General features: G+C 58.9%; 20 protein-coding genes and 1 pseudogene. 6 read left to right on the top strand and 15 right to left on the bottom strand.

What is annotated here, in order from left to right; genetic code table 11:
• Window positions 1-8 precede the first annotated feature (8 nt).
• From tam to ACOI8A_RS11780, 10 genes are all read right to left on the bottom strand, one after another.
• Window positions 9-779, bottom strand: coding sequence for a trans-aconitate 2-methyltransferase (tam, locus tag ACOI8A_RS11825; RefSeq protein ID WP_420648134.1), 771 nt, complete (start codon window positions 777-779; stop codon window positions 9-11).
• 137 nt (window positions 780-916) lie between these two features.
• Window positions 917-2,002 carry a type I restriction endonuclease gene (locus ACOI8A_RS11820; RefSeq protein ID WP_420648135.1) on the bottom strand — a complete coding sequence of 362 codons (1,086 nt, stop codon included), beginning with the start codon at window positions 2,000-2,002 and terminating at the stop codon, window positions 917-919.
• Between the two features lie 217 nt (window positions 2,003-2,219).
• A complete protein-coding gene (locus tag ACOI8A_RS11815; RefSeq protein WP_420648136.1) occupies window positions 2,220-2,723 on the bottom strand; it encodes a DUF4142 domain-containing protein in 504 nt (167 codons plus the stop codon).
• Between the two features lie 75 nt (window positions 2,724-2,798).
• Window positions 2,799-2,957, bottom strand: a complete 159-nt coding sequence (locus ACOI8A_RS11810; RefSeq protein ID WP_080762009.1) for a KGG domain-containing protein — start codon at window positions 2,955-2,957, stop codon at window positions 2,799-2,801.
• Window positions 2,958-3,073: 116 nt separating this feature from the next.
• Window positions 3,074-4,423, bottom strand: a complete 1,350-nt coding sequence (locus tag ACOI8A_RS11805; protein ID WP_420648137.1) for a diguanylate cyclase domain-containing protein — start codon at window positions 4,421-4,423, stop codon at window positions 3,074-3,076.
• A 78-nt stretch (window positions 4,424-4,501) separates the two neighbouring features.
• Window positions 4,502-5,140, bottom strand: coding sequence for a LysE family translocator (locus ACOI8A_RS11800; RefSeq protein WP_420648138.1), 639 nt, complete (start codon window positions 5,138-5,140; stop codon window positions 4,502-4,504).
• Window positions 5,141-5,200: 60 nt separating this feature from the next.
• Complete coding sequence (gene fos / locus ACOI8A_RS11795; RefSeq protein ID WP_420648139.1) at window positions 5,201-5,617, bottom strand: fosfomycin resistance glutathione transferase; 417 nt, start codon at window positions 5,615-5,617, stop codon at window positions 5,201-5,203.
• 4 nt (window positions 5,618-5,621) lie between these two features.
• Window positions 5,622-6,344: a hypothetical protein gene (locus ACOI8A_RS11790; protein ID WP_420648140.1), complete on the bottom strand. Its 723-nt coding sequence runs from the start codon at window positions 6,342-6,344 to the stop codon at window positions 5,622-5,624.
• Window positions 6,345-6,383: 39 nt separating this feature from the next.
• Window positions 6,384-7,118: a hypothetical protein gene (locus tag ACOI8A_RS11785; protein WP_420648141.1), complete on the bottom strand. Its 735-nt coding sequence runs from the start codon at window positions 7,116-7,118 to the stop codon at window positions 6,384-6,386.
• A 19-nt stretch (window positions 7,119-7,137) separates the two neighbouring features.
• Window positions 7,138-8,049, bottom strand: a complete 912-nt coding sequence (locus tag ACOI8A_RS11780) for a LysR family transcriptional regulator (RefSeq protein WP_420648142.1) — start codon at window positions 8,047-8,049, stop codon at window positions 7,138-7,140.
• Between the two features lie 78 nt (window positions 8,050-8,127).
• Here ACOI8A_RS11780 and ACOI8A_RS11775 point away from each other — a divergent pair, with 78 nt between their 5' ends.
• From ACOI8A_RS11775 to ACOI8A_RS11765, 3 genes are all read left to right on the top strand, one after another.
• Entirely contained in the window at window positions 8,128-8,616 is a 489-nt protein-coding gene (locus ACOI8A_RS11775; protein WP_420648143.1) for a DMT family transporter, read from the top strand.
• Window positions 8,617-9,200: 584 nt separating this feature from the next.
• A complete protein-coding gene (locus ACOI8A_RS11770; protein ID WP_420648144.1) occupies window positions 9,201-10,430 on the top strand; it encodes an aminotransferase class I/II-fold pyridoxal phosphate-dependent enzyme in 1,230 nt (409 codons plus the stop codon).
• Between the two features lie 15 nt (window positions 10,431-10,445).
• The gene (locus ACOI8A_RS11765; RefSeq protein ID WP_420648145.1) at window positions 10,446-11,612 is read left to right on the top strand and encodes an MFS transporter; all 1,167 of its coding nucleotides are present in this window, start codon (window positions 10,446-10,448) and stop codon (window positions 11,610-11,612) included.
• Here the strand turns inward: ACOI8A_RS11765 and yiaY are convergent.
• Window positions 11,609-12,757: an L-threonine dehydrogenase gene (gene yiaY / locus ACOI8A_RS11760; RefSeq protein WP_420648146.1), complete on the bottom strand. Its 1,149-nt coding sequence runs from the start codon at window positions 12,755-12,757 to the stop codon at window positions 11,609-11,611. The genes ACOI8A_RS11765 and yiaY overlap by 4 nt on opposite strands.
• Before the next feature lie 153 nt (window positions 12,758-12,910).
• Here yiaY and ACOI8A_RS11755 point away from each other — a divergent pair, with 153 nt between their 5' ends.
• Window positions 12,911-13,930 carry a DUF4917 family protein gene (locus ACOI8A_RS11755; RefSeq protein WP_420648147.1) on the top strand — a complete coding sequence of 340 codons (1,020 nt, stop codon included), beginning with the start codon at window positions 12,911-12,913 and terminating at the stop codon, window positions 13,928-13,930.
• 83 nt (window positions 13,931-14,013) lie between these two features.
• Here the strand turns inward: ACOI8A_RS11755 and ACOI8A_RS11750 are convergent, their stop codons facing one another.
• The gene (locus ACOI8A_RS11750) at window positions 14,014-14,556 is read right to left on the bottom strand and encodes a helix-turn-helix domain-containing protein (RefSeq protein ID WP_420648148.1); all 543 of its coding nucleotides are present in this window, start codon (window positions 14,554-14,556) and stop codon (window positions 14,014-14,016) included.
• Between the two features lie 110 nt (window positions 14,557-14,666).
• On the opposite strand from ACOI8A_RS11750, the gene ACOI8A_RS11745 reads away from it, so the two are divergent.
• Window positions 14,667-15,449 (top strand): aldolase, encoded by a 783-nt coding sequence (locus tag ACOI8A_RS11745; RefSeq protein WP_420648149.1) that lies wholly within the window; start codon window positions 14,667-14,669, stop codon window positions 15,447-15,449.
• 26 nt (window positions 15,450-15,475) lie between these two features.
• Window positions 15,476-16,357, top strand: coding sequence for a dihydrodipicolinate synthase family protein (locus tag ACOI8A_RS11740; RefSeq protein WP_420648150.1), 882 nt, complete (start codon window positions 15,476-15,478; stop codon window positions 16,355-16,357).
• Between the two features lie 68 nt (window positions 16,358-16,425).
• On the opposite strand, the gene ACOI8A_RS11735 is transcribed toward ACOI8A_RS11740, so the two are convergent.
• The 3 genes and pseudogenes from ACOI8A_RS11735 to ACOI8A_RS11725 form a co-directional block, all read right to left on the bottom strand.
• Window positions 16,426-16,770, bottom strand: coding sequence for a YegP family protein (locus ACOI8A_RS11735; protein ID WP_420648151.1), 345 nt, complete (start codon window positions 16,768-16,770; stop codon window positions 16,426-16,428).
• Window positions 16,771-16,849: 79 nt separating this feature from the next.
• Window positions 16,850-17,155 carry a ribbon-helix-helix domain-containing protein gene (locus tag ACOI8A_RS11730; RefSeq protein ID WP_420648152.1) on the bottom strand — a complete coding sequence of 102 codons (306 nt, stop codon included), beginning with the start codon at window positions 17,153-17,155 and terminating at the stop codon, window positions 16,850-16,852.
• Window positions 17,156-17,168: 13 nt separating this feature from the next.
• Window positions 17,169-17,750: pseudogene (locus tag ACOI8A_RS11725) on the bottom strand (DJ-1/PfpI family protein).
• Window positions 17,751-17,823 lie beyond the last annotated feature (73 nt).

Genomic DNA, 17,823 nt, shown 5'->3' with positions numbered 1-17,823 from the left:
TCAGTTATTTAGCGCGTAGCCACAATAAACAACCGCGGAAACGGCAAAAGCACCGAACCATCTGCCAGCGCCGGATAAGCCTTGGCAACCGCCTCCAGATACAACGCCAGATACGCCTCGCGCTCCACTTCCGTCAGAGGGCTGAGGAACGGAATCAACCCGCTGCCCTTGAACCATTCAACAACCCCGACCGCTCCGCCCGCCAATTGATGGTGATAAGTCGTACGCCACACATCAACCCGCGAACAGTGCGCTCGCAACATCGAGAAGTAAGCACTGGCACTGGCCATCTCCGTTCGCTGCCCCGCCGCATCGGCAAGTTTGCCGGCCCACGGCCCGCTCGCCGCCACTTCCCGCATCAACCGATGCGACGGCTCATTCAAGTTATCGGGCATCTGAATCGCCAGACTGCCACCCGCCGCCAACTTCTCCACCAGTGCCGGCAACAATGTCGCGTGATCCGGCACCCACTGCAAAACAGCATTGGCAAAGATCACATCAAACGGCCCGGCCTCCGCCCACTGATCAATCTGTGCCACATCGAAATGCAACTGCGGCAACCGCTTGCGCGCTGCCTCGATCATGTCCGGCGAACTGTCCAGCCCTTGCACTCGCGCATCCGCAAAACGCTGCACCAGCAACTCGGTCGAGTTACCGGGGCCACAACCGATATCGACCACGGAGCGTGCGTCTGACGTGGGGATAGCCGCCAGCAAGTCACGCGCTGGGCGAGTGCGTTCATCTTCGAAAGCGACGTATTGTTTGGCGGACCAGGTCATTGCGTTCTCCTGTCGGGACTATTTACAGTCGTCCACTACGATACATTGACTACGGTTCAATGCTCTATCCGACTTAAGAGTGGTGGCTTTTCGTCCATAAAAAAACCGGCGCAAGCCGGTTTTTCGCATCGCTTGGATCAGTCGTAATAGCCCACGGTTTTCTTCAATTGATCCGAATACTCATAGATATCGTCGACCGAATTGATGGCATGTCGGGTTTCGTTCTTTTCTTCGTCGAAAATCCCTATGTATTTCTGCGAACGATTGAAGTGCAGACGGCAGATCGGTTTACGGTTGTTGTCATCGAGCAGGATGCCGAAGTAGCTCTGCGTATCGCGCTGCACGATACGCTTGGCATCGACTATTGATCGAACCACCGCGCGAACAATGTGATACCCCTCCAGCTCTTCCAGAGTCGTCAGCACCTTATCGTCTGACTCATCACGAGGATCAGCCGGATCAGTTCCGTTTGCAGCACTCGGAATCGATGCCGGTGCAGGCTGGATCGAACCACTCATGGCCGATTTTAGGCGCTCATTAATTTGATCATTGAGGAACTGCGCGACAGCCTTCCTCGTCAACTCATGAAACTGATCGCGTACCTTTTGCGTGATTACTCCGTCGTAAACCCGGGAAGCGAAGACTTTAACGAAGTCGTCATCAGGCTTAGTGACCTGCGATGCGATGACTTTCTTGATCTGACTGACGTACTTCAATTCCCCGGCAGCATTGATGATCGAGTCAACGTCGAATGCAGACTTGGTAAGTTTGATCAACTCGGGAACCGAGTATTCGTCGATAGCCAGAAGGTCCAGTTCCAGAAACGGCTTTTCATCCATCTTGTTCGGCGCATCCAGATCGGTGAAGAACTTGTAGACCTGGCCGTTGGTGAGAATCGATATACGCGCACTGGTGACATGAAAATATCGGAACAACTGGGAGGCATGATTGATGTGCAGTGGCTCGCCGATTTTTTTGCACTCGATCAGGATCTGCACTTCGCCTTCTTTCATGATGGCGTAATCAATTTTCTCGCCTTTCTTGGTGCCGACGTCACAGACGAATTCCGGGGTCACCTCTGTAGGGTCGAAAACGTCGTACCCCAAAACAGTGCTGATGAAGGGCATGACAAACGCATTTTTTGTCGCTTCTTCCGTTTGAATGGCAGCACCCTGCAAGCGGATTTTGGCGGCAAGACTGGCTAACTTTTCGAAGAATTCCATGGCTGACCTCTGACTGGGTTTCTATCCGTGAATCACATACTGGCAAATTGACTGCCGTTTGATCCTAGACGGAAACCTAGACAAAGAAAGTTGCCGCGCCAAAACAGTCGACGCTAACGCCCTTTGAAGATCCGAGTGATTTTGCGAACAGAATTTTCAACCACCCTGCGATGTCGACATTTGGAACTCTCCCCAGTAAGAAGCACAGCCCCCAAAATCAGCGACTCGCTTGCAGCGCTTTGGCCTTTTCCAGATGACTCTGCAATTTCGGCAAAGTCTCATCAGCAAACGCCTTGATCTCCGGCACGTCGGTAGTCTGCGCTTCCAGCTCGATTTGCTTGATAGCGTCCTCGGTAGCCTTCACCTGACTCGCTGCATAAGCCTGGTCAAACGTCGCGCCGTCTTTCACCTCAGGCATCAACTCTTTGGCTTTGTCCGCGACTACTTCGCGCGGCGCAACTGGCAAGTCGAGCTTTTTGGCGATCTTCGCCAGATGCTGATTGGCCGTGGTGCGGTCGTTGATCACGGTGATGGTGTAATCCTTGACCTCTCTGGATTCGGTTTTCCCGTGCGCCAAACGACTGGCTTCAATGTCGGCCATGCCTTTGGCCGAGGCATCGTTGATGAAGTCGGCGGGCGACTGGGCAAATGCGCTGCTGGCGAACAATCCCAGCAGGCTGATAAAACTGATGCTGCGTACTCGGGTGGCCATCCGGCTCATGGTCGCGCCCTCCTTCTAGCGGAATTCAAGCGGGAGCTTGCGCCCCCGCCTCTCAATCAAAACAACCTTCACCGACTACTTCGATTTCTGAGCAGGCTTGCGGCCCGTTTCTGTTTTCGCAGGCTCTTTATCGACCGTCGTTGTGGTGGTTTTCCCACCTTTGCGACCGGCTTCAGACGCCTTCGTTCGATCGTTGGCGAAGTTTCCCGAGTTCGAGTTCCTTGAATTAGGCATGATTCTCTACCTCTTGGTATTGATCGTCGCGAGCAGGTGCCCGCCTAGATTGAGAATTTCCTGACGGACAAAGGTTTAGAAAAATTGCCAGCGCTGCGACGAACGGCGCGCCCGGACTAGATACCCAGCGCTCGATGATTCAGGCGTTTGGCGGCGTACATGGCCTGATCCGCATGACGGAACAGTTGCTCCTCATGATGGCCATGTTCCGGATAACGAGCTACGCCGATGCTTGGTTCGATGTGCAGACTGTGACCATCCAGGCGCAGCGGTTGCACCAGTACCTGTCGGATTTTTTCCGCGATGTTGTCGGCATCTTCGGCAGCGTGGATGCTGTGAAGCAGCACGACGAATTCGTCGCCACCAATGCGCGCGACGGTATCGCTTTCGCGCACGCAACCCTTGAGCCGACTGGCGACAGCCTGCAGCAACATGTCGCCGACCGCGTGACCAAAGGTGTCATTGACCTGTTTGAAGCGGTCCAGATCAACGTACAACAGCGCCATGTGCCCGGTCTGCTCGCGCGCGACAGCCAGCGCAGTCTTGAGTCGGTCGCGCAGCAGTTCGCGGTTGGGCAATTGCGTGAGCTGATCGTATTGCGCCATACGTCGCAGCCGCGCGTGCAACTGTTGGCGTTCGATGGCGGTGGCGACCTGGGCGCAGACGTATTGCAGCAGTTCCTTGTCGCGCTCGGTGTAGCGCTCGCCGCCGGCCAGGCTTTTGACGATCAATGCGCCGATGGTGCGGTCTTTCGAGTTGAGCGGCACGCCGAGCCAGCACGGTGATTGCTGACCGGCCACCAGTGCTTCGAATTCCGGAGGCGTGTGTGGGCAATCCGGGGTCAGCAGAATCGGCTGGCCGCTGCGAATCACTTCCGAACACAGACGTCCCGTCACCGTGCCGGGCTGCTCGGGTTGCAACTCATCGTCATCGACGTGATAGGGAAAATTCAGCTGCGCGCAGTGTTCGTCATACAGCGCCACGGAAAAATTCAGCGCCGGCAGCCATTCGCCGATGATCAGATGAATACGCTTGAACAGCGCGAGCAAATCCTCCGCCGCATGCGCCGCTTCGGAGATCGCATACAGCGCGGCCTGGCGCGATTCCGCCAGCTTGCGCTCGGTGATGTCGCGGGCCACGGCGATGCGCAGTTGATCGACCTCCGACCAGCGCGCTGACCACAGAATATGCACGACGCCGCCGTCCTTGCGCAGGTAGCGGTTCTCGAAATTGAGTTTCGGTTCGCCGCCCATGATGTCGCTGGCCGCCGACAACGTGCGCTCGCGGTCGGCCGGGTGCACGTAATCGATCATCGACTGACCGATCAGTTCGTCAGGCGTGTAGCCGAGAATTCGCTCGCACGCCGCACTGACAAAAACGAAGCGGCCCTGCTTGTCCACCGCACACACGGCGTCCAGCAACAGGTCGAGGTAACTCGCCAACGGCGCGGAATTTCGCTTTTCCATGATTCAGCGTGGGTGTCCGGACAATGCAGCACTGAGCAACCATCCCTGCCCCGACAACTTCGCGTCCTGCGATTGAGTTCAAGCCTTGTTCGGTAGCAATCCGGGCAACGCATGCACCAGCGCGTTGATCGCGAACCCGATGAACATCACTCCGCACAAGCGAGTGATCGCCAGCTCATGCCGCTGGTACAACGTGCGTACCTGCCGCGCGCCGACGATGCCGATCAGAATAGCGTAGGCGAGCACGCCGCCGAGGAAACTCAGGGCGATCAGCATCGGCAGCATCGACCAATTGAGCAGTTCGGCGCGGCTCGACAGCAGCGCGGTAAAAGTCGCCACCGCCACCGGGTACGCTTTGGGATTGGTCAGGCCGAAAAGGATGCCGTGCCAGAACGGCTGCCGCGCCGCGCCCTGCGGCTGCTCACTATTACTGCGTTTGGCGCGTACCGCGCGCCAGCCGAGCCAGAACAGGTACAACGCGCTGAGCACGCCGAGCACATCGAACGCGGTGCTGCCGATTTCTTTAGCGCCGACAATCGCGATCAACGCCGTGCTGCACCAGATCACATCGCCGAGCAGATGCCCGCAGAGAAACCCCGCCCCGGCCCGCCGGCCACGCGCCGCACCGATGCCGAACACCGCCAGCACACCCGGTCCCGGCGTGATGCCGTAAATGAAACCCGAGGCCAGCACAGCCAGTAGCAACGATGGAGTCATGGACAACCTGCAAGCGCCGGAAAACGTGGCGGCCAGTCTATATCAGCGATTGGCGGTTGATCACGACTCGTCGAAAAAACGCATGCCCGCGTAGGGCTTTTGCCGACACGCGGCGAGCCGCGACGCAAGGTCACCGACATGCGCTTCGAGCTTGTGCCCGTCCGGGTCGAGGAAGTAGAACGACGCACCTTCGCTGCGGTTATCACGCCATTCGCGTACGTTCGCGGCACGTAGCTGCTGTACGAACAACGGGAAATCCGCTGCGCCGAGGCTGAAGGCGTAATGCGTGTAGTCGGCGGCGGGTTGTTGATCGCGCTTCGGATCGAGGGACAGGCACAACCACAGGCCCGGGAGCGACAGATAAGCGCCGGCGTCCCACGTGGCTTCAACCCGCAGATGCAGCACGTCGCGGTAGAACGCGAGGCTGCGGTTCAGATCGGTGACGGCGAGGGTCAAGTGGTTGAGGCCGGTGAGCATCGGATCAGTAACCTCGCAGGTCTTCGGGGATGAGGTATTGAGTGCCGTCGTAGCTGAGGGTGATTTGGGTTTTCTTCAGGTCGGTGGTTTTCGACAGGCATTCTTTGCCGGATTTGAAAGTTTTCAGCTTTGAAGCGCTGGATGTAACGATCAAGTCGGCGAAACCGTTGTGGCTGGTTGAAGCTATTTCGACGGTTCTGCGCACTTTCGTGCTTCCACCCACGCAGTCATCCATCCACTCACCATTGTCCTTGTAGACCACCAGCCCTTCGAGCACCGGACGCAGTTTATTGCCTTCGCGAACAAAGAGTGCCAGATCGGTTTTTTCGTAAGGAATGGCGTGAGAGCGGTGCAGAAATTCAGAACGCAAACCGAATGCGCGAACATCCGACGCCAACCTGTAGCGAGCCGTATCGATTACCAGATTGTCGAGCGCAATGGCATCGGAGTTGTACGCCCCGGGCTTGGTGTAAGTCGCCAGCGTCTTCCAGTTGCTGGAATCGATGATTGCCAGATCCAGATCAAACACGCCGGCATCGTCGCTGCCGGAATCCGGCACGTAAGTGGACTTAAGAGAAATTGCGTGGTTGTTGAACGTAGGCCACGCTTTGCAGCGGGACATGGACTGGCCGTTGAAATCCTTGGTGACGCAGGCGGCTTGGGCTTGGGCTTGGGATGTAATCGCCAGAAAGCTCAGGGCGATGAAGAGTCGGGTTGGGGTGAGCATGGTTCTTCCTTGATTAACGTCGTGTGTCTGGCGCAAAAATTACCTGGCTTTGAAGCCGGCTGGCAGGACGTAAGCGTTTCCGTCATAGCGCAATGTTGTGAACTCGGGGCCGCTTACAGTGATTTTGTCTTCACAAGCGTCTCCCTCGCCAGTATTCGTTGTGTTTGTTTGCTGGGTTTTGACGATAAGGTCCGCGTAGCCGTGGGAGCTGGTTTTAGCGATTTCCACTGTCCTCGAGATTTCATAGCGCTCACCAGTGCAAACGTCATCCCATTCGCCGCCATACTCGTACACAGCCAACTGACGCAATACCGGGCGCAGCTGTTCTCCCTCCCTCACATAGAGCGATAGTTGAGTTTCATCCACGGGAGTAAGACGAGATCCATTCGAGAGTCGCACTCGCACACCAAACGCGCGGAGGTCGGAAGTGAGTTTGTAGCGAGCAGTATCGAGCGTCAGCTCATACACCGCCACGCCATCCTGCTCGAACGCAGCGGCTTGGTGATAGGTTGCAAGCGGTTCTTTTTGGCCTTCCTGCAAAACGGATAAATCGAAGTCATATATGCCGTTCGATTCGACGTCGCCCGGAGTAGGTCTGCGTTCAAAAAGGGCTTTGGCACTAATGATCAGCCCCGGATACGCTGGCCATTCCTTGCAGACGGAATAATCCAGATTTCCCGTCACTGGCGCAGGCGTGCAATCGGCCAATGCCTGCGCCGCCACCAACGTTGCAAAAAACACCACACACCCAACCACCCCAGACTTCACTGTCACATCCCGCTCCTCATACATTTCAGCCGCGCACTATCCCCTCCTCAATCCGCTGATTCAACCAGTTCAACGCCTGATCCCCACCCCGGCGCTTGTGCCACGCCAGTACGAACGTGAACGGCGCGATCTCGAACGGAGGCGGCACGACGATCAGCGACTCTCTATCTATGTCATTCAACGCACGCGAAGCCACCGTGAGAATCAGATCGGTGCCACTGATGAACTGCGGCGCGACGCTCCAGTGCGGCAGGCTGATGGCCACGCGGCGGCGTTCACGCAACGCGGTCAGCGCGCGTTCGATTTCCGGCGTGCCACTGCCGCGCATTTCCAGCAGAACATGCGGGCGTGACAAGTAGGTCGGCAGGTCGAGTTGGCCATCGGCCGGCAAACTCTGACGATCCAGCAAACACACGTAGTGCTCCTCGAACAACGGCGTGCTACGCAGTTCATTGGGCAGTTCGGGAAACACCCCGGCGGCCAGATCAATATCGCCAGTGAGCACACCATCAAGCATGCCTTCGCGACTGGCATGGCTGATTTGCAGATCGATGCCCGGCGCTTCGCGGCGCAAAGTGCGGATCAGCCCCGGCAAAATAATCGCCGCACCATAATCCGACATCGCCACACGAAAGCTCCGACGTGCGCTGGCCGGATCGAAGCTGTTCGGCACCAATAGCGATTGCACCTGAGCCAAAGCCTCAGCCAACGGCGCGACCAACTCCAGCGCTCGTGCAGTCGGCGCCAACGTTGCGCCGGCGCGCACCAGCAACGGATCACCAAGCAAATCCCGCAACCGCGCCAAAGCATGACTGACCGCCGGTTGACTCAGGTGCAGACGCTCGGCGGCGCGGGTCACGTGTTGCTCGCTGAGCAAAGCGTCGAGGATCACTAACAGGTTGAGATCGATACGCCGCAAATCATTCATCTGATGCATGTTCCGGATGACAAAACGGAATTTAAATCTGCGCGACGAATACCTTAGAGTCCAGCAAAACCTTGCTGGAGAACCATCATGAGTACGTTGCATTGGGCCGGTCTGTTGCTGTTGGCCGCATTCGCCGGGGCGGTGGTGCCATTCCAAAGCGCAATCAACACCAATCTGGCGCGCGGATTGGGACATCCGTTGTGGGCGACGCTGGCCTCGCTGCTGGTCAGCGTGCTGGTGTTATTGCCGGTGATCATCGCCCTGCGCTTACCATTGCCATCACTGACTTTCATCAGCAAAGCGCCGATCTGGATGTGGGCCGGTGGCGCATTCGGTGTGTGTTTCGTGGCGCTGGCGGTGATGCTCTTGCCCAAGCTCGGCGCATCAGGATTCGTCGCACTGGCACTGGCCGGACAAGTGATTGCATCGATGATGCTGGATCACTTCGGACTGTTTGGATTGGCGGAAAAACACCTGACCTTGCCACGCATATCCGGAGCACTGTTGCTGATTGCCGGAGTGGTGTTGATTCAGTTCGGCGGGGCGTTAGAGAAGAGCGTGGCAGCAGCAGGTTGACGCAAAACTTCAGAACGGCGGCGACTGAACCACCGCCATCGCCGGCAGGCCAGCTCCCACAGTTTCATATCCACCCGAGAACCGCACTTCGCCTCTCACCACTCAACACAATGAGCGTTAGCTCGAGTACCGCTCTTGATCGCAAGCGCCCGTCGGCAGGCTGAGTGGAGGGATTGATCCGGGGTGGGAGCGAAGCGACGTTTGGCGCAGCCAAACACATCGAGAGGAGGTGCAGCGCAGCAAACCGGAGGCGATGCCCCCGGATCAATCCCGGAGCGAAGGAACCCGAGCCACAGCGAGGGCCGAACGTCAGGGTAAAGCCTTTTTGGTTACTTTTTCGGCGTCTGGAAAAAGTGACCCGCCGTAAGGGCGGAACCCTAACCAGAAGCACCCGCAGCAACGGATATACACCCAACCACCAATCCCCTACACCCCCAACCCCACCGCCCTACAAACAAAACTCCAACACCGCTCAGCCCTATCAGACATAGCCGATTCAAGCGGTACAGCCCTGTCTGTAAAGTCTCGCAACACACACAAATTGCAACACCCCCAAGGATCGCCAAGCTCAAGGAGAGCCCCCGTTGAATCACCAGCCCAACACCCCCAACCTCTTCACCAACTACCGCAAAGTCATCGCCCGCGCCGACCACGATTGGGAAACCGCTGAAAGCGGAAAAATCGCCGCACTGAACGTGCAAGTCAAAGGCCCCAACCACCTGCAAGATCAACACGGCCGCCACTTCCACCACTTCTGCACCACCTCCTACCTGGGCCTTGATCATCACCCCGCCCTGCTCGAAGGCGCCATCGCAGCCCTGCGCGAAACCGGCACCCTGCGCGTCGCCAACTCGAAGAACCGCTGCAAACTGGCAATCCTCGACCAATACGAAAACGAACTCTCGGAACTGTTTGGCGCCGTGTGCCTGAGCACCCTGTCATGCAGCGCCGCCAGCGCAGGAATTCTGCCGCTGCTGGCCAGCGGCGTGTTCACCCAAAACCGTCCGCCCGTGATGGTCTTCGATCGCCTCGCGCACTACTCGATGAATCACCTCAAAGCCAACTGCGCCGACGAAACCCAAGTCTTGACCGGCCCACACAACGACATGGATTTTCTCGAAAGCGTGTGCCAGCGCCACACCAGCGTCGCGTACATCGCCGACGGTGCCTACAGCATGGGCGGCGTGGCCAATCTGGACAGCCTGCTGTATCTCAAGGAACGCTACGGCTTGTTCCTCTACCTGGACGATTCCCACGCGCTGTCCGCCGTGGGCCGCAACGGCGCAGGCCTGGTGCGCCCGAGAATCAGTGCGCTGGAGGACGATTGTCTGATCGTCGCCTCGCTGGCCAAATCCTTCGGCGCCAGCGGTGGTCTGGTGATGCTCGGCAACCAGCGGCAGAAGACGCTGATCCAGCGCTACGGCGGACCAAGCAACTGGTCGCAAAGCCTCAACTGCGCGGCCATCGGTGCCGGACGCGCGTCGATTCGATTGCACCGCAGCGCAGAATTTCGCGTTCTGCAGGGCCAGCTTCAGGCTAATATCCGCCTGTTCGACAGCCTGATCGGCACCGAACAACACAGCAGCCCCATGGCCATTCGCCTGATCAATTGTGGCGAAGCCGCGCTGGCCAACCGTATTGCCATGGAATTGGCCGATCAAGGTTTCTTCACCAGCGCGGTATTCTTTCCGGTGGTCGCTCAAGGCAAAGCCGCAATCCGCATTACTCTGCGCGCCGATATGCCGCCGGCTTTGATCCAGCATTTCTGCGAGCTGATCACCGAACTTTTATTGACTCACAGTCGCAATCACTAACGCCACGGACGACGCATGAACCCCAGCCTGATCCTGCTCATCACCTGCTGCACCGTATTCCTCGCCCAACTGGGCATGAGCATCTATTTGCCCGCATTGCCGCAGATCGCCGGATATTTGCAGGTCGATGCCTCGCAGGTCGCCTGGGGGTTGGCGCTGTACCTGATCGGCATGGCGTTGCCGATGCTGTTCTGGGGCAGCCTCGCCCAGCGCATCGGGCGCAAACCGGTGTTGCTGGCGGCACTCGGAATTTATGGGCTGGCGAATCTGGCGTTGCCACTGGGCGCGACGCTGGAGTCGTTCTTGTTGCTGCGATTTTTGCAGGGGATCGGCGCCAGCGGTATTTCGGTGATGGCGCGGGTGTTGATTCGCGACAGTTTCAAGGGCGATCTGCTGGCCAAGGCACTGTCGTGGATTTCGATTTCGTTCGTGGTGGCGCTGGGGATTGGTCAGTACGTCGGCTCGATCATTCAGGTGACGCTGGGCTGGCAGGCGATTTTTTATCTGCTCGGCGCCGTCAGCCTGTTGATGGCCGGGATTATCTCGCGCTTGAGCTTTCCCGTGCTCGCAGAAACACCCTCAACGGTTTCACCATGGACGGTCTATCGGCAGATTCTGAGCCATTGCGCGTTCCTCCTGCCGGCACTCGCGGGCGGTCTGGGATACGGCGTGATCATCGCCTTCAACACTGCGGCGCCGTTGATTCTGCAAGGGCCGTTGAATTGGTCAGCGGCCGATTACGGACTGCTCGGATGGCCAATCAGCGCGGCGTATTTTCTTGGCGCAGTGGCGGTCAATCGCTTTGTGCTGCGCACCGGTCAGCTGCGCTTGATGGCCCTGGGCGTGGGCCTGGTGCTGGCCGGCAGCGGCGTGATGTTGTTCGGCAGTCTGGCGGCAAGTTCGCTTGCCTGGCTGCTGTGGTTGCCCTACTGCGTGGCGGTGTTCGGCCAGTCGCTGAACTACCCGATCAGCCTGTCCCGCGCCAACGACGGCGCACCGATTGCCGGTGCCTACGCCATGGCGCTGAGCGGCTTCATTCACCAATTGCTCGCGGCAGTGATCGGCGGACTGGCCAGCCTGATGGCCGGCCCGCACGCGTGGCCACTGTCGTTGCTGTGCTGCGTATTGGCACTCGGCGCGGTGCTTTGCGTGCGGTTCGCGCCGGATCGTCCGCGCGCTTAAAACGCGCTGCGGAAGATCTCTTCGATCTGCCGCTGATCCGCCGCGCGTGGGTTGGTCAGCCCGCAGGCGTCTTTCAGTGCATTGGCGGCCAGTATCGGGATGTCGGTGCATTTCGCGCCGAGGTCGCGCAAACCGCTGGGGATCTCCACGTCCTTGGCCAGACAACGGATCGCCGTGATCGCCGCTTGCGCGCCCTCCTCTGCGCTGAAACCGCGAATGTCCGCACCCATCGCGTGCGCGACATCGGTCAGCCGATCCGCGCAAACCAACGCGTTGAACGCCTGCACATGCGGCAGCAGCACCGCGTTGCACACGCCATGCGGCAGATCGTAGAAACCGCCCAACTGATGCGCCATCGCGTGCACATATCCCAGCGACGCGTTATTGAACGCCATGCCGGCGAGAAACTGCGCATACGCCATGTTCTCGCGGGCGGCCAGATCGCTGCCGTCGCGCACCGCCAGACGCAGGTTGTTGCTGATCAGGGTCATGGCCTTCAGCGCGCAGGCGTCGGTGATCGGGTTGGCAGCGGTCGAGACGTACGCTTCGATGGCGTGGGTCAGAGCGTCCATGCCAGTGGCGGCGGTCAGGCTTTTCGGCATCGCGACCATCAGCGCCGGGTCGTTGACCGACATCAGCGGCGTGACGTTGCGGTCAACGATGGCCATTTTCACGTGGCGCGATTCGTCAGTGATGATGCAGAAGCGGGTCATCTCGCTGGCGGTGCCGGCAGTGGTGTTGATGGCGATCAGCGGCAGTTGCGGCTTGCTCGATTGGTCGACGCCTTCGTAGTCGCGGATCTGCCCGCCGTTGGTCGCGCACAACGCGATGCCTTTGGCGCAATCGTGCGGTGAACCACCGCCCAGCGACACGACGAAATCACACTGACTTTCCTTGAGCAGGCCCAGCCCGGATTCGACGTTGGCGATGCTCGGATTCGGTTTGGCGCCGTCGAAGATCGCCGAGTCGATGTCCTGCATTGCCAGTTTCTCGGCAATCATCGAAGCCACGCCAGCCTTGGCCAGACCGACGTCGGTGACAATGAGCGCCTTGCGAAAACCGTAGTTGCGGATCGCGACCATGGCTTCGTCGAGGCAGCCGTTGCCCATGATGTTCACCGCCGGAATGAAAAAGGTACTGCTCATGCGCGTCTCCTGACTGAGGCCGAATCGACACCTGCTATCCGGCGGATACGCACAGCATCGACCGATCGGTCACCGGCGATGTTGATCTGGCTCAATGCCCGCTCGTGATAAAGTCGCCGTCCATCTGCCCTTCGTTTTGAGACCTGCCCTGCAATGACCGATTTTCTCGATGTCGACGCCACGCTCGAAGACTGGAGCGCCGTGCGCGCCAGCACAGACTTGCGCGGCCTGCTGCTGGGCAATGGCGCGAGCCGCGCGCTGTGGGACGATTTCGGCTATGACTCGCTGTTCGAAAACGCGCGCACGCTGCCGGACAAGCCGCTGAGCCAGTCGGAACTGAGCGTGTTCGAGGCGATGCAGACGCGCAGTTTCGAGCAGGTGCTTGGCGCGCTGAAAACCACCAGCCGCGTGAACAAGGCGCTGGCCGTCAGCTCGGCGGCGCCGCGCAATCGCTACTACGCGATTAAGGAAGCGCTGATCAACAGCGTGCACGCCGTGCACCTGCCGTGGCGACTGGTCAAGGCCTCGACGCTGGCGATGCTGAATCAGGAACTGGCCAGCTATCGCACGGTGTTCAGCAGCAATTACGACTTGCTCAATTGCTGGGCCGCGCAGCACCAGAGCGATGCCCTCGACGACTTGTTCAACGGCGCCAACGCCAGTTTCGACCTGAGCCAAAGCACCAGCGAAAAACCGCGCCTGCTGTACCTGCACGGCGCTCTGCACCTGGTGCGCAATCAGGACGGCAGCGCACGCAAAATGACCGTCTCCGAAGGCACGCTGCTGGGTAATTTCGCGATCAACAACACGATCAAAACCCTTGATGACGTGCCGCTGTTCGTCAACGAAGGGCCGAGTGCGGACAAGCTCAAGAGCATTCGCAGTTCGGATTATCTGTCGTTCTGTTATGAACAATTGCTTGGGCATGGCGACGGCTTGTGCATCTTCGGCCATGCCTTGGGCGAGCAGGACAGCCACATCGTTGATGCCTTGCGCCAGGCCAGACCGAAGACCGTGGCGATCTCGATCCATCCACGCAGCACTGCGTTTATTCAGCATCAGAAGCGGCATTACGCGCAGGTGTTTGAGGGCACGGGCGTTGAGCTGCGGTTTTTTGATTCGAAGAGTCATGCGCTGGGCAGTCCGAAACTCAGAGTGCCGCTTGAGCGTTAGAGCAAGATCAAAAGATCGCAGCCTTCGGCAGCTCCTACAGAGATCGGTGTAGGAGCTGCGGTACGCTGCGATCTTTTGATTTCCTAATCTTCAGCGCTATGCACCACCACCAGCAACTGCGCCTGCACATCCCCGACTGACCGAATTCGATGCGGCTTCTGCGCATTGAAGTGCAGCGCATCGCCGCGTTCCAGCAGCACGCGCTCGCTCATGAAGTCGACTTCCACCCGGCCTTCGTGGACGAACAGAAACTCCTCGCCCAAGTGCTCCTTGAAGGTTTTGTCGGTGAATTCGTTCGGCGGGTAAATGATGAACGGCAGCAGATTGCGCTCGCTGACCTGATGTGCCAGCACCGCGTAACCTGGGCTGTGCTGATCGGCGCCGAGCGGCTGGCGCTCGTGGCTGCGCACCAGGCTGTAACTGTCGAGGCTGACGTTGTCTTCGGAGAACAACTCCTCGACCTTCACGTTCAACGCCTTGGCCAGTTTCAACGCCGCCGCAATCGACGGCGTGTTCAAGCCGCGCTCGACTTTTGACAGATAGCTCTTGGTCATGCCGGATTTTTCGGCCAGCACCTCAAGCGTCACGCCAAGTTTTTTTCTTAATAATTTCAAACGGATAGACATGAAAAACGATTAATCCAGCAAAGGAATGACGATTTGTCCTTGCCAATGACACTTTGTGTCATATAGCCTCTTTGGTGTCATTTGCATGAACACACCCGAGGACACCCGATATGGCCAAGACATTAGCACTACCCAAAGAGCAACTGGTCAAGCAAGCCCTGACGCAGATGCAAAATCACCTGGCGGATAATACGTGGACTGACCGGCAAAAGCTGGCCCTGACCTGCCGGATCTTGTTCGAGAGCGGCCACGACTCCGGCCTCGCCGGGCAAATCACCGCGCGTGGCCCGCAGCCCGGCACCTATTACACTCAGCAACTGGGCCTGGGTTTCGATGAGATCACCGCGAGCAATCTGCTGCTGGTCAACGAAGACCTGGAAGTGCTCGAAGGTCACGGCATGGCCAACCCGGCCAACCGTTTCCACAGCTGGGTGTACCGTGCCCGACCGGACGTGAACTGCATCATTCACACGCATCCGACCCACGTTGCCGCGCTGTCGATGCTCGAAGTGCCGCTGCAGATTTCGCACATGGATCTGTGCCCGTTGTACGACGATTGCGCGTTTCTCGAAGGCTGGCCGGGGGTGCCGGTGGGCAATGAAGAAGGCGAACTGATTGCCGGTGCGCTGGGCGATAAACGGGCGATTCTGCTTTCGCACCACGGTCAGCTGTCTTCCGGGGCGACGATTGAAGAAGCCTGTGTCATCGCGCAATTGATCGAGCGCGCCGCCAAGTTGCAGTTGCTGGCGATGGCTGCCGGCACGATCAAGCCGATCAGCCCCGAGTTGGGCCGCGAGGCGCATGACTGGGTGTCGAAACCGAAACGCCACGCCGCCGCGTTCAACTACTACGCCCGGCAGAACCTGCGCCAACACGCCGATTGCCTGAACTGAAACCTCATCCTTGCGGAGCACCCAACATGTCCAACATTCACGGCATCATCGGCTACACCATCACCCCGTTCAGCGCCAATGGCGAAGACCTCGACCTGCCGGCGCTGGGCCGCTCCATCGACCGCCTGATTGACGGCGGCGTGCATGCCATTGCGCCATTGGGCAGCACCGGCGAAGGCGCGTACCTGAGCGATGCGGAGTGGGATCAAGTCGCCGAGTTCAGCATCAAGCACGTCGCCAAACGTGTGCCGACCGTGGTCAGCGTCTCCGATCTGACCACCGCCAAAGCGGTCCGCCGTGCACGTTTCGCCGAAGCTCATGGCGCCGATGTGGTGATGGTGCTGCCAGCCTCGTACTGGAAACTCACCGAAGCAGAAATCCTCGCCCACTACCGCGCCATCGGCGAGAGCATCGGCGTGCCGATCATGCTCTACAACAACCCGGCTACCAGCGGCACCGACATGTCGGTCGAGCTGATTCTGCGCATCGTCAACGCCGTGGAAAACGTGACCATGGTCAAGGAGAGCACCGGCGACATTCAGCGCATGCACAAGCTGCAACTGCTCGGTGAAGGTCAGGTGCCGTTCTACAACGGCTGCAATCCGCTGGCGCTGGAAGCGTTCGCCGCCGGGGCCAAGGGCTGGTGCACAGCGGCGCCGAACCTGATCCCGCAACTGAATCTGGATCTGTACGCTGCTGCGCAGGCCAACGATCTGGGCAAGGCGCGCGAACTGTTCTACCGCCAGTTGCCGCTGCTGGACTTCATCTTGAAAGGAGGCTTGCCAGCGACGATCAAGGCCGGGCTGCGTGATACCGGGCTGGAAGTGGGGGAGCCGCGTTTGCCGGTATTCCCGCTGAGCGAGACTGGGCGCAATCAACTGCAAGCAATCCTCAAAACCCTGCGTTGATCCCAGGCAACACACAAAACCATGTGGGAGCCAGCCTGCTGGCTCCCACATTTGGATTTTCAGCGACTTCAGAGTACCGGCAGGGTTTTGTCCTTGATCACTTTGCTCGGCCCATTCACCTTGACACTGGCAATGCCCTTGTCACAAGCGGCATCAGAGGAATACGCCTCACTGCTGCCGATGACTTCATGGTTGCCAGCCTTGAGATTGAAATACGGATGACCGTCCTTGGTGGTTTTCTTCTCGTAGCGTTCATCCAGCGGGCTGTTGGTCTGTACCGAGGCGATGCCTTTGTCGGCGGCGCTGCGGGTGGTGTACAGCTCACTGGTCAGAATGGTTTCGGCATTCGCGGCTTTCAGTACAAACCTGAATTGACCACTGCTGCTTTTGCTCACTTCGTACCATCCGGACATGCTCGTTGCTCCTTGGCGATTGAAGGGATTGGCGCCAGAGAGTAAAGACCAGCGCCGGGCTTCTGTCGCCTGCGCAGCGCTACTTCACCACTGCACGCACCACCGACAACTCCGGCGCAGCCACGCGCCGCTGACTCAGATAGCGCGTGCAGCTCACCCGTAGAAACGAAGCGAAATTCACCACCTCACCGCGATAATCCATCACCTCTTCATACAGCTTGGCCACCAGTTGATTGGTGCTCATGCCGTCGACCTCGGCGATTTCGCTGAGGATGTCCCAGAACTGGTTTTCCAGGCGCACCGTGGTCACCACGCCGCAGATGCGCAGCGAGCGCGAGCGTGATTCGTAAAGAATCGGATCGGCTTTGACGTACAGCTCGCACATGCGCGCAACCTCGTTACAGAGTGATTTTGGTGCCCAGCAGACCGAGGAAACCGGCCAGCCAATTCGGATGCGCCGGCCAGGCTGGCGCAGTGGCCAGATTGCCCTGAACGTGGCCTTCGGTCACGGCGATGTCGATGTACGTACCACCCGCCAGTCGCACTTCCGGCGCACAGGCTGGATAAGCGCTGCACTCGCGACCTTCGAGAATGCCCGCGGCTGCCAGCAGTTGCGCGCCGTGGCAGACGGCGGCGATTGGCTTGCCGGCCTTGTCGAAGGCTCTTACCAGGTCGAGGACTTTTTCGTTCAGGCGCAGGTATTCCGGCGCACGACCGCCGGGCACCAGCAGTGCGTCGTAATCCTTGGCATCGACTTTGGCAAAGTCGAAGTTCAGCGCAAACAGGTGACCGGGTTTTTCGCTGTAAGTCTGGTCGCCTTCGAAGTCATGGATCGCGGTGCGCACCGTCTGGCCCGCAGCCTTGTCCGGGCACACGGCGTGGACGGTGTGGCCGACCATTTGCAGGGCCTAAAACGGCACCATCACTTCGTAGTCTTCGACGTAGTCGCCAACCAGCATCAGAATTTTTTTCGCGGCCATGGGGAGAACTCCTCTGGAAAATACGCAGGAGTCTTCAAGGTAGTCCGTATCTGACGGGGTGGGTAACAACCGG

Origin of the sequence: Pseudomonas sp. P4795 (genome assembly GCF_048822895.1) — a bacterium.
In the GTDB taxonomy this organism is placed as follows: Bacteria; Pseudomonadota; Gammaproteobacteria; order Pseudomonadales; family Pseudomonadaceae; genus Aquipseudomonas.
This window is presented reverse-complemented; position numbering and strand designations above follow the sequence as displayed.